This is a genomic window from Pseudomonas sp. 5C2 (assembly GCF_034314155.1).
Classification (GTDB): domain Bacteria; phylum Pseudomonadota; class Gammaproteobacteria; order Pseudomonadales; family Pseudomonadaceae; genus Aquipseudomonas.
On record NZ_JAVIWH010000002.1, the window covers coordinates 62,483 to 74,707 of the forward strand.

The window sequence follows — 12,225 nt, forward strand, 5'->3', positions numbered from 1 at the left end:
GAAAGGATCGCGCATGTTTGAAAACCTTACAGACCGCCTCTCGCAGACGCTTCGCCATGTTACCGGCAAGGCGAAGCTGACCGAGGACAATATCAAAGACACCCTGCGTGAAGTGCGCATGGCTTTGCTTGAAGCCGACGTTGCCTTGCCGGTGGTTAAAGACTTCGTCAATAAGGTCAAGGACCGCGCTGTCGGTACCGAGGTGTCGCGCAGCCTGACGCCGGGCCAGGCGTTCGTGAAGATCGTCCAGGCCGAACTCGAAGAGTTGATGGGGGCGGCCAACGAAGATCTGGTCCTCAACGTCACACCACCGGCCGTGGTCTTGATGGCGGGCTTGCAGGGCGCGGGTAAAACCACCACCGCCGGCAAGCTGGCGCGCTTTCTCAAAGAGCGCAGAAAGAAAAGCGTGATGGTGGTCTCGGTGGACGTTTATCGTCCTGCGGCCATCAAGCAGTTGGAAACCCTGGCCAACGACATCGGCGTGACGTTCTTTCCGTCCGATATCAGCCAGAAGCCGGTAGAGATCGCGCTGGCGGCCATCAAAGAGGCCACGCTCAAATTCATCGACGTGGTGATCGTCGATACCGCCGGTCGCTTGCACATCGATGTCGAGATGATGGGCGAGATCCAGGCGTTGCACGCGGCAACCAAGCCAGCTGAAACGCTGTTCGTGGTTGACGCCATGACCGGTCAGGATGCGGCCAATACCGCCAAGGCCTTTGGCGATGCGTTGCCGTTGACCGGTGTGATCCTCACCAAAGTCGATGGTGATGCTCGTGGCGGCGCGGCGCTGTCGGTGCGTGCGATCACCGGCAAACCGATCAAGTTCATCGGTATGGGCGAGAAAAGCGACGCCCTCGAACCGTTCCACCCGGACCGGATCGCCTCGCGCATCCTCGGTATGGGCGATGTGCTGAGCCTGATCGAACAGGCCGAACAGACTCTCGACAAAGACAAAGCCGATAAACTGGCGAAAAAACTGAAGAAGGGCAAAGGCTTCGACCTCGAAGACTTCCGCGATCAGTTGCAACAAATGAAAAACATGGGCGGCCTTGGCGGGCTCATGGACAAGCTGCCGAACATGGGCGGGGTGAATCTGGCGCAGATGGGCAATGCTCAGAACGCCGCTGAAAAGCAATTCAAGCAGATGGAAGCCATCATCAACTCGATGACCCCGGCCGAACGCCGTGACCCGGACCTGATCAGCGGTTCGCGCAAGCGCCGGATCTCCATGGGTTCAGGCACTCAGGTGCAGGATATCGGGCGTCTGATCAAGCAGCACAAGCAGATGCAGAAGATGATGAAAAAATTCTCCGCCAAAGGCGGTATGGCAAAAATGATGCGCGGCATGGGCGGAATGTTGCCCGGCGGCGGCATGCCGAAGATGTGATTGCATAGCGCGGGAGACTCTTTTCGCGCATCCCTACACGGAGGGTGACCTCCAGTAACCTTGCTTTTTGCAGGGTTGATAAGCCGCTGTTCGCAGCGGCTCCATAGCAGATCTGGATGGCATGCCGATAGGCGCCGGAAAAAGACATTTGCAAATGTCCGGATATTCCTTAGAATATGCGGCCTTTCGGGCACCTATGCCCGCTGTGCATCTTAAGATTTGCAGCACCGACTACAGGAACGATGTCCACATGCTAACCATCCGTCTCGCCCTTGGCGGCTCCAAAAAGCGCCCGTTTTACCACCTCACCGTGACCGACAGCCGCAACCCGCGCGATGGTTCACACAAAGAACAAGTTGGTTTCTTCAACCCGGTTGCCCGTGGTCAAGAAGTCCGTTTGTCCGTGAACGAAGAACGCGTGACTTACTGGTTGAGCGTTGGTGCACAACCTTCTGAGCGTGTTGCTCAGTTGTTGAAGGAAAATGCTAAGGCTGCGGCCTGAGCAATATGAACGCGACGCCTGCAGTAGCCGAAGATTTGATCGTTATCGGCAAGATTTATTCTATTCATGGCGTTCGCGGCGAAGTGAAGGTTTATTCCTTTACTGATCCGATTGGAAACCTGTTGGATTACAAGACCTGGACGCTTCGGCGCGAAGGCGATGTGCGACAGGTAGAGCTGGTCAGCGGACGCTTGCAAAACAAGTTCCTGGTCGTAAAGCTCAAAGGTCTCGATGACCGTGAGGAAGCTCGTCTTCTGTCCGGTTTTGAGGTCTGCGTGCCGCGCAACCTGTTCCCTGATCTGACCGACGGCGAGTACTACTGGTACCAGCTGGAGGGTCTTAAGGTCATCGACCACCTAGGGCAATTGCTCGGGAAAATCGATCACCTTCTGGAAACTGGCTCGAACGATGTAATGGTGGTCAAGCCTTGTGCAGGCAGTCTGGATGATCGCGAACGCTTGTTGCCCTATACAGAGCAATGCGTGTTGGCAGTCGACCTGGGTGCTGGCGAGATGAAGGTGGATTGGGATGCGGACTTCTAAGCGACATGGCTAGCCTACGCGTAGAAGTGATCAGTCTGTTCCCCGAGATGTTTTCCGCCATCAGCGACTACGGCATTACCAGCCGTGCGGTGAAACAAGGGCTTTTACAGCTGACTTGTTGGAATCCGCGGGACTACACCACAGATCGACATCACACTGTGGATGATCGCCCATTTGGCGGTGGTCCGGGCATGGTGATGAAGATCAAGCCTCTTGAAGACGCTCTGGTTCAGGCCAGGCAGGCAGCAGGGGATGCGGCGAAGGTTATTTACCTGTCGCCACAAGGCCGCCAACTGACTCAGTCGGCGGTACGCGAACTGGCGCTAGGGGAAGCATTTATCCTCATCGCGGGTCGTTATGAAGGCATTGACGAGCGTTTCATTGAAGCTCATGTCGATGAAGAGTGGTCGATTGGTGACTATGTACTTTCCGGTGGCGAGCTGCCGGCGATGGTCCTGATAGACGCGGTTACGCGGCTGCTGCCTGGAGCTTTAGGGCATGCGGACTCCGCGGAGGAAGATTCCTTCACGGATGGTCTGCTGGATTGCCCGCATTACACCCGACCGGAGGTGTATGCGGATCAGCGTGTTCCCGACGTGTTGCTAAGTGGCAATCACGCGCACATCCGGCGTTGGCGTTTACAGCAGTCCCTTGGGCGGACCTATGAACGACGCGCCGATCTTCTGGAAAGCCGCTCGCTTTCTGGAGAAGAGAAGAAGCTGCTGGCGGAGTATCTCCGCGAGCGGGACGATAGTTAACGTATCGATGGTAGATCCTGATGATCTACCTTAGGAGCACAGCATGACTAACAAAATCATTCTGCAACTCGAAGCTGAGCAGATGACTAAAGAGATCCCTCCCTTTGCCCCGGGCGACACTGTTGTCGTTCAGGTGAAAGTGAAGGAAGGCGACCGTTCGCGTCTGCAAGCGTTCGAAGGCGTTGTGATTGCCAAGCGTAACCGTGGTGTGAACAGTGCTTTCACTGTTCGTAAAATCTCCAACGGTGTTGGCGTAGAGCGTACTTTCCAGACTTACAGCCCGCAAATCGACAGCATGGCTGTGAAACGTCGCGGTGACGTTCGCAAAGCCAAACTGTACTACCTGCGTGACCTGTCCGGTAAAGCAGCTCGCATCAAAGAAAAACTGTCTTAAGTTCAGTCTTTCCGATGCAAAAAAAAGCAGCCTAAGGGCTGCTTTTTTGTTGCCCGGTTTTTAATCTCCATCGGGCAACGCTCGCCGCGCCATGACCCGGTGTGGAACACTGCCACCGACTTTATTACAGAAGCCCCGAATATCATGCCTGCTATTGATCACCCGCTGATTGACCGTTTTCTCGACGCGTTATGGCTGGAGAAAGGCCTGTCGGATAACACCCGCGAGGCTTATCGCAGCGATCTGGCTTTGTTCAATGGCTGGTTGCAGGAGCAAGATGTTGAATTGAGTAGCGCGGGTCGGGAGCTGATTCTCGATCACCTGGCCTGGCGCCTGGACAAAGCGTACAAGCCTCGTTCGACAGCGCGCTTTCTGTCCGGCCTGCGCGGGTTTTATCGGTTTTTGCTGCGGGAAAAGTTGATCCTGGTCGATCCGACCCTTCAAGTGGACATGCCGCAACTGGGCAGACCCTTACCTAAGTCATTGTCCGAGGCCGACGTTGAGGCGCTGTTGGCCGCGCCGGATCTTGGCGAGGCCATCGGTCAGCGTGATCGGGCGATGCTTGAGGTGCTGTACGCCTGCGGCTTGCGCGTCACTGAACTGATCAGCTTGACCCTTGAGCAAGTCAACTTGCGCCAAGGCGTCGTGCGGGTCATGGGCAAGGGCAGCAAGGAACGACTGGTGCCGATGGGGGAGGAGGCGATTGTCTGGATCGAACGCTACATGCGTGATGCGCGGTGGGAGCTGCTGAACGGACGGCCCAGTGACGTGCTGTTCCCAAGTCAGCGCGGTGAGCAGATGACCCGCCAGACGTTCTGGCATCGTATCAAGCACCAGGCCAAGGTCGCCGGAATCGGCAAGTCCCTTTCGCCGCATACCTTGCGCCATGCCTTCGCTACCCACCTGCTCAATCACGGCGCTGACCTGCGAGTGGTGCAGATGTTGTTGGGGCACAGTGATTTGTCCACGACGCAGATATACACTCATGTAGCCCGCGCAAGATTGCAGGAAATACATGCAAAGCATCACCCTCGTGGCTGATTTCCAGGCCTGCCGGGAGGTGTCCTGCGTCACTCTCAGTCGGCCTGACAGCCCTTATGTGATAGGCTTTGCCGGTTTCGAAAATTGGGCAGCACTAAAACGCCTGCGGTCCCCCATGACCGCCGTTTTCAGCAGCGCCCATCTGTCCACCGTTCAAGGAGTCCCCATGCGCGTGACCCGGATTTTCGCCGCCGCAGTTATTGCGTTGGCCAGTACGCTCAGTATGTTCGCTCAGGCGGATGATGCCGCCGATAAAGCCATCCGCAAGGCCCTTGAAACGCTGCAGCTCGAGCTGCCAGTCGACAGCATCGCCAGTAGCCCGCTGAGCGGTCTGTATGAAGTCAAACTCAAAGGCGGTCGCGTGCTGTATGCCAGCGCTGACGGCCAGTTCGTGATGCAGGGGTATCTGTTTCAGATCAAGGACGGTAAACCGGTCAACCTGACCGAGAAGACCGAACGCTTGGCCATTTCGAAAACCATCAACGGCATTCCTACCGGTGACATGGTGGTCTATCCGGCCATCGGCGAAACCAAATCGCACATCACCGTGTTTACGGATACCACCTGCCCGTATTGCCACAAGCTGCACGCTGAAGTCCCCGAGCTGAACCGTATGGGGATTGAAGTGCGCTACGTTGCCTTCCCGCGTCAGGGCCTGGGTTCGCCGGGCGATGAGCAACTGCAGGCGGTCTGGTGCTCCAAGGACCGCAAAGGCGCCATGGACCGCATGGTCACCGGCAAGAATATCGAAGCACCGAAATGCGCCAACCCAGTGTCCGGGCAATTTGCCATAGGGCAATCGATTGGTGTCAATGGCACGCCAGCCATCGTGCTGGCGGACGGTCAGGTGATTCCGGGCTATCAGCCGGCCAAACAAGTGGCCAAGCTGGCATTGAGCGCCCAATAATCCTGTTTCGCCAGGGTTAGCTTTTGACGATCATGGAGCCGCGGGTTTACCGTCGCTTTATTAAACAGCGAGCCACCTCACAGCAGGTGGCTGTTTTCCACGGCCGGCCTCGCGTCGGCCGTTTTATGGGGACTTCATAGTGAAACCGGTCAAAGTAGGCATCTGTGGGCTGGGTACTGTCGGTGGCGGTACCTTCAACGTACTTCAGCGTAACGCCGAGGAGATTTCCCGCCGCGCCGGCCGTGAAATCGAAGTAGCGCAAATTGCCATGCGTACGCCAAATCCCCTCTGCCAGATTACCGGTACCCCCATTACCCACGACGTTTTTGCCGTCGCGACCAACCCTGAAATCGATATCGTCATCGAGCTGATCGGTGGCTACACCGTTGCCCGCGATCTGGTCCTGCTGGCCATCGAGAACGGCAAGCATGTTGTCACTGCCAACAAGGCACTGATCGCCGTGCACGGTAACGAAATCTTCGCCAAAGCCCGTGAGAAGGGGGTGATCGTTGCGTTCGAAGCCGCTGTCGCCGGTGGCATTCCAGTGATCAAGGCGATCCGTGAAGGCCTGTCGGCCAACCGCATCAACTGGGTCGCCGGGATTATCAACGGCACCGGCAACTTCATCCTCACCGAGATGCGCGAAAAGGGCCGTACCTTTGCTGACGTGCTGGCCGAAGCCCAGGCTCTGGGTTACGCCGAAGCCGATCCGACTTTCGACGTCGAAGGTATCGATGCTGCGCACAAACTGACCATTCTTGCGTCGATTGCCTTTGGCATCCCGCTGCAGTTCGACAAGGCCTACACCGAAGGCATCACCAAGCTGACCACTGCTGACGTGAACTACGCCGAAGCGTTGGGCTACCGTATCAAGCACCTGGGCGTGGCACGTCGCACGGCTGCGGGCATCGAGCTGCGGGTTCACCCGACCTTGATCCCGTCCGATCGCCTGATCGCCAACGTCAATGGCGTGATGAACGCAGTGATGGTCAATGGTGATGCCGCGGGTTCGACCCTGTTCTACGGTGCGGGTGCCGGCATGGAGCCTACAGCGTCCTCAGTGGTCGCCGATCTGATCGACGTGGTTCGTGCCATGACCTCGGATCCAGAGAACCGTGTTCCGCACCTGGCCTTCCAGCCAGACTCGTTGTCCGACCACCCGATTCTGCCGATCGAAGCCTGCGAAAGCGCTTACTACTTGCGGATTCAGGCCAAGGATCACCCGGGTGTTCTGGCGCAAGTGGCGAGCATTCTGTCCGAGCGCGGGATCAATATCGAATCGATCATGCAGAAAGAAGTCGAAGAACAGGACGGTCTGGTACCGATGATTCTGCTGACTCACAGCGTCCTCGAACAACGTATGAACGACGCGATCACAGCCCTTGAAGCCTTGCAGGATGTGGTCGGCAGCGTGGTGCGTATTCGTGTTGAACAGCTGAACTAACCGCGGCTATCGAATCAAGCAGCTCTTGTTTTAGAGAGGAACAATCATGCGTTACATCAGTACCCGCGGCCAAGCGCCAGCCCTGAACTTCGAAGACGTGCTGCTCGCGGGTCTTGCCAGTGATGGCGGCCTGTATGTGCCGGAAAACCTGCCGCGCTTTACCCTGGAAGAAATCGCCTCCTGGGCGGGTCTGCCGTATCACGAGTTGGCGTTCCGGGTCATGCGCCCCTTCGTCACCGGCAGCATCCCGGATGCCGACTTCAAAAAGATTCTGGAAGAAACCTATTCGTCGGGAGAGGGGGGCGTATTCGCCCACAGTGGCATTGCGCCGCTGCGCCCGTTGAATGGCAATGAGTGGGTGCTTGAGTTGTTCCATGGTCCCACCCTGGCCTTCAAGGACTTCGCCCTGCAACTGCTTGGGCGTCTGCTCGATTATGTGTTGGCCAAGCGTGGCGAACGCGTAGTGATTCTGGGCGCGACCTCCGGTGATACGGGCTCGGCCGCCATCGAAGGCTGCCGTCGTTGCGACAACGTCGACATCTTCATCCTGCATCCGAACAATCGTGTCTCGGAAGTTCAGCGTCGGCAGATGACTACCATCTTCGGTGAGAACATCCACAACATTGCCGTCGAAGGCAACTTCGATGACTGCCAGGAGATGGTCAAAGACAGCTTCGCCGATCAGGACTTTCTCAAGGGCACGCGTCTGGTTGCGGTCAACTCGATCAACTGGGCGCGGATCATGGCTCAGATCGTGTACTACTTTCATGCGGCCCTGCAGCTCGGCGGGCCGGCGCGTTCGGTTGCGTTCTCGGTTCCAACCGGTAACTTCGGCGATATTTTCGCCGGTTACCTGGCGCGCAACATGGGCTTGCCGATCAGCCAGCTGATTGTCGCCACCAACCGCAATGACATTCTGCACCGCTTCATGAGCGGCAATCAGTACTCCAAGGAAACCCTGCACGCGACCCTGTCGCCGTCCATGGACATCATGGTGTCGTCGAACTTCGAGCGTTTGCTGTTCGATATGCATGGGCGCAATGGCGCCGCCATCGCTGGCTTGATGGACACCTTCAAGCAGACCGGTACGTTTAGCGTCGATGAAGATCGCTGGACCGAAACCCGCAAGCTGTTCGATTCTCTGGCAGTCAGCGATGAGCAGACCTGCGAGACCATCGCCGAAGTCTTCGCGCAGACGGGCGAAGTGCTCGATCCGCACACCGCCATTGGGGTCAAGGCCGCCCGCGATTGCCGTCGCAGCCTGGATACGCCGATGGTGATTCTGGGGACCGCGCATCCGGTCAAGTTCCCGGATGCAGTGGAGAAAGCCGGTGTAGGAAAAGCCCTTGAGCTGCCTGCACATTTGGCTGATTTGTTTGAGCGAAACGAGAAGTGCACCGTTCTGCCAAATGACCTTAAAGCCATACAGGCCTTCGTCAGCCTGCACGGTAATCGCGGCAAACCGCTCTGACGGTATCGTTGTGTAACAAGATCAGGCCCGCCATTTGGCGGGCTTTTTTGTTTTTGCGTGCCACACTCCGGGGGTTTTGGATCCCTACGGACGGGAAGACTGCGGTGAAGAAAGTCAGCAGGCACGGTATGAGTGCCACAAACAAAAGCGTTTTGCACACAGCCTTGCTGTGGATGCTGTTATTCCTGAGTCAGGCCGCGCCCGCTGCGCAAAGTTTGCCTTTCAGTCTGGTGGCACCCTTTGTAAGCCTGCCGCCCATGCTCCTGGAACCTCAGGATCAACAATGGCTCGATCAGCATCGCCCCCTTCGCGTGGGCATCTCGATTGCCGATTACGAGCCGATCGACATCACCAGTGATCGCAATCGCTATCAGGGCATTAGCGCCGACTACCTGAGCCTAATTGGCAGCACGCTGTCGGTGCCCATGCAAGTAGTAGGTTTCGCCCGACGCGAAGAGGCCATTCTCGCCCTGCGTAACGACACCATCGATATTCTTACCAGTGCCAATGGCTTCGAGCGAGGCGTGAAGGAATTGGCGTTTTCCGCCGACTACATGCCCGACCGCTCGGTGATCGTCGGACGCGGGAGTGACGTGACCCTGCCGTCCGGGCTGAAGGGTAAAAAAGTGGTATTGCTCGATGGCTACGCCGATGCGCGGGTGGTCCATGCGGTTTATCCCGACAGCGAAATTATCCTCGCGCCTAATCTCTACAGTGCTCTTGAGGCCTTGAGCCAAGGTGAAGTCGATGCATTTATCGGCAACGAGGTCATCGTGCGCTCCTACAGTGCCTTGCGCCCCTATCTGGGGTTACAGATCAAATCCGAAAGCGCACTGCCGCCGGTTGGGTTCTCGTTCGCCACTCGCAAAGAAGACGGGACCCTGCTTTCGATGATTGACCGTGCGCTCAAGCGTATCGACCCGTCGGTCAGGCGCGAGGTAGTCGTGCGCTGGACCACGGGCCTTGGCTCGGACATCGCCCGGCAACGCATCAAGTTGACGACCGCCGAGCAAGGCTGGGTCCGCAAACATCCGCGTGTCACGGTGGCTTCTGGCCAACATCCGCCGTACTTGTACCAAGACAAGAACGGCCAGTGGGTTGGCCTGAATGTGGACGTGCTGGCGCGTATTTCGCGCATGACCGGCCTGCAGTTCGTGCACAAGGAATCGTCTTCGACGGAAGAAACCATGCACTTGCTGCGCACCGGTCAGGCCGACATGAATACGACCTTGGGGGAGAACGCTGAACGCAAGAAGTTCCTCGGCTTCACCTACTCGTATGGTGGTAATGCCTGGGTTTTCGTCGTGCGCAGCAAGGACCCGTCGCCGCTGACCCTGAATGATCTGTCGGGACGGGTTCTGGCGCTGCCCGCCAAACATGCGCTGGAAGACTTTATCCGGCGCAGTCATCCAGACATCAAGCTTCGATCGGTCAAGACCTACGAGCAAGCCCGTCAGTTGGTCGAAGACGGTCAGGCCGATGCAACCATCCAGAATGAGGCAGGGGCCTATCTGTTCCCGCCGGGGGTGCTGAAAGTCGGTCGTAGTGTTGAGGGGCAATGGTCACCTGATCGTTTTTCAGTGGTCGAGACTCAACCGGAGCTGTTGAGCATCCTGAACAAGGCCCTGGAAGAATTTCCCGTGGGCGAGTTACGGGCTATCCGCCTGAAGTGGCTGGGTGCGGTCATCCCTCAACCCACGCTCTGGCAACGCATCCCGCCGTGGGTTTATTGGACACTTGCAGTCGCACTGATGCTGGGCCTGGTCTCGCTGGTCTGGAGCAGTCGCCTGAAGGTGCAGATTCGCCAGCGGCTCAGGGCAGAGGAACAGCTCAGTGATCAGTTGGCGTTCAAGCATGCCTTGCTCGACGGTATCCCCAACCCGATTTATGTGCGGGACCTCAATGGCCGGTTGATTTCGTGCAACCGCAGTTATGAGGAAAGCTTCGGGATCAGTTTTGAACAGATGAGTGGCCGGCGCTTGATCGATGTGGATTTGATCCCTCGTCCGAGCGCCGAACAGATGCATGCCGATTACCTGAAACTCCTGGAAACCCGGCAGCCGGTGTTCGCTGACCGGCAGATGGAGCTCTTTGGCCGGTTGATTGAGGCCTATCAGTGGACCGTGCCCTTTTACCGGGCCGATGGCCAGTTGCAGGGCTTGCTGGGTGGCTGGATAGACATCACCGAACGCAAGCAACTGGAAGCCCAGCTCGACCAGGCGCGGCAGGAGGCCGAGCTGGCCAATGTCGCCAAAAGCGCTTTCCTGGCAACCATGAGCCATGAAATCCGCACGCCGATGGGCGCCATCATCGGTCTGCTTGAACTTGAGCGCGAACAGGCTTTACGTCAGGGCACGCTGCCGTCCGAGGGGCTAAACGTTGCGTACCAGTCCGCACAGGAATTGATCGCCCTGATCGGCGACAGCCTGGACCTGGCCAAGATCGAATTCGGGAGTATGCAATTGACGCTGGTCACAACCCCGTTGCGACCGTTCTTTGAAGGTATTTGCAAACTGTTCGAGGCCAAGGCGTCGGAGAAGGGCCTAGACCTGCGGCTGGAGTTCGCCGAACAGGCCGAGGGTGACTACTGGCTTGATCCGTTGCGCCTGCGTCAGGTATTGCACAACCTGCTCGGCAACGCCTTGAAATTCACCCGCGAAGGCGCGGTGCTTATGCGCGTCAGCGTGACCGGGGCGGATCAGCACCGGCCCTGCTTGCAGATCAGCGTCAAGGACAGCGGTGTCGGCATCAGTGCGCAGCAGCAGAGCCTGTTGTTCCAGCCGTTTTCTCAGGCCAGCGGCGATACTGCAGCCGAATATGGCGGCACCGGCCTGGGGTTGAGTATTTGCAGGCAACTGGTGGAATTGATGGGCGGGCAGATCGGCCTTGAGAGCGAGCCGGGGGCCGGAACACTGGTCACCGTTGAGCTGGAGCTGGCCCGCGCCCAAGCGTCGAGCAAAGGCCCAGAGCCCCTTCAGCAGCGAGCTGTCAGCCGTTCGTTGCAGTTGCTGATCGTCGATGATCTGTCGGCCAACCGTCTAGTACTGACTCAACAGCTTGAGTTTCTCGGGCATGAAGTGGTGTCCACCCACAGCGCGGAGTCGGCCTTGGCGCTCTGGCGTGAGGGTGACTTCGACGGGGTTATCACTGACTGCAATATGCCAGGCATGAGCGGTTATACCCTGACCGAAAACATTCGACGGATCGAAGCTCTGGAGCAACTGCGGCCTTGTCCGGTCATCGGTTGCACCGCCAATGCCATGAGTGATGAACGCCAGCGCTGTGAGCAGGCAGGCATGGACCGGCTTCTGATCAAGCCAGTGCCTCTGGAGCAACTGGCACAATTGCTCGCCGATATTGCGCCCGCACAATCGTTTGATATCCAGTCCTTGCGGCAAATGACCCGGGCCAACGATGAGCAGATGCAGCTGTTGCTTTTGGAACTGTGGAAAAACCTGGAACAGGAATGGGGTGTTTTGCAGCCAGCGGTGAGCGCACAGGACTGGAAGGCCCTGAGCGCTTCACTGCACCGTTTGAAGGGCGCCGCGTGTCTGATCGACGCGGTGCCGCTGGCGAAGGCCTGTGCCAGCCTCGACGCTAGCGTGCGCGTGCAATCCAGCGTAACGCTGGTCGAGGAGTGGCAGAAGCTGGACGACGCTATCGGGCAGCTTCGCGTCGACATTCAGCAGCACTTGCCGGTACCGCCTGTTTAGGACTTGTCCTATGGGGTACAGATGCGGGGGCCTTTAAAGTACAGATCACTTTTGGCTAAAACC

10 protein-coding genes are annotated in these 12,225 nt (G+C 57.8%); all 10 read left to right on the forward strand.

All coding sequences use genetic code 11. From position 1 onward, the window contains the following. Positions 1-13 precede the first annotated feature (13 nt). The 10 genes from ffh to RGU44_RS00940 all read left to right on the forward strand — a co-directional run bounded on the left by ffh (position 14) and on the right by RGU44_RS00940 (position 12,162). Positions 14-1,390, forward strand: a complete 1,377-nt coding sequence (gene ffh / locus RGU44_RS00895) for a signal recognition particle protein (protein ID WP_322178157.1) — start codon at positions 14-16, stop codon at positions 1,388-1,390. A gap of 250 nt (positions 1,391-1,640) precedes the next feature. Continuing rightward, on the forward strand, positions 1,641-1,892 hold the full coding sequence (gene rpsP / locus RGU44_RS00900; RefSeq protein ID WP_219061317.1) for a 30S ribosomal protein S16: 252 nt from the start codon (positions 1,641-1,643) through the stop codon (positions 1,890-1,892). Positions 1,893-1,897: 5 nt separating this feature from the next. Continuing rightward, positions 1,898-2,434 (forward strand): ribosome maturation factor RimM, encoded by a 537-nt coding sequence (gene rimM / locus RGU44_RS00905; protein ID WP_219061159.1) that lies wholly within the window; start codon positions 1,898-1,900, stop codon positions 2,432-2,434. 5 nt (positions 2,435-2,439) lie between these two features. Beyond that, the gene (trmD, locus tag RGU44_RS00910) at positions 2,440-3,192 is read left to right on the forward strand and encodes a tRNA (guanosine(37)-N1)-methyltransferase TrmD (RefSeq protein WP_322178158.1); all 753 of its coding nucleotides are present in this window, start codon (positions 2,440-2,442) and stop codon (positions 3,190-3,192) included. A 43-nt stretch (positions 3,193-3,235) separates the two neighbouring features. Beyond that, positions 3,236-3,586, forward strand: coding sequence for a 50S ribosomal protein L19 (rplS, locus tag RGU44_RS00915; RefSeq protein ID WP_296248607.1), 351 nt, complete (start codon positions 3,236-3,238; stop codon positions 3,584-3,586). Positions 3,587-3,730: 144 nt separating this feature from the next. Then, positions 3,731-4,627 (forward strand): site-specific tyrosine recombinase XerD, encoded by an 897-nt coding sequence (xerD, locus tag RGU44_RS00920; protein WP_322178159.1) that lies wholly within the window; start codon positions 3,731-3,733, stop codon positions 4,625-4,627. Between the two features lie 166 nt (positions 4,628-4,793). Beyond that, positions 4,794-5,534: a DsbC family protein gene (locus RGU44_RS00925; protein ID WP_322183055.1), complete on the forward strand. Its 741-nt coding sequence runs from the start codon at positions 4,794-4,796 to the stop codon at positions 5,532-5,534. Positions 5,535-5,673: 139 nt separating this feature from the next. Continuing rightward, positions 5,674-6,978 (forward strand): homoserine dehydrogenase, encoded by a 1,305-nt coding sequence (locus RGU44_RS00930; protein ID WP_322178160.1) that lies wholly within the window; start codon positions 5,674-5,676, stop codon positions 6,976-6,978. A 46-nt stretch (positions 6,979-7,024) separates the two neighbouring features. Next, a complete protein-coding gene (thrC, locus tag RGU44_RS00935) occupies positions 7,025-8,449 on the forward strand; it encodes a threonine synthase (RefSeq protein ID WP_322178161.1) in 1,425 nt (474 codons plus the stop codon). A gap of 128 nt (positions 8,450-8,577) precedes the next feature. Next, positions 8,578-12,162 (forward strand): transporter substrate-binding domain-containing protein, encoded by a 3,585-nt coding sequence (locus RGU44_RS00940; RefSeq protein WP_416194612.1) that lies wholly within the window; start codon positions 8,578-8,580, stop codon positions 12,160-12,162. Positions 12,163-12,225: the final 63 nt, after the last annotated feature.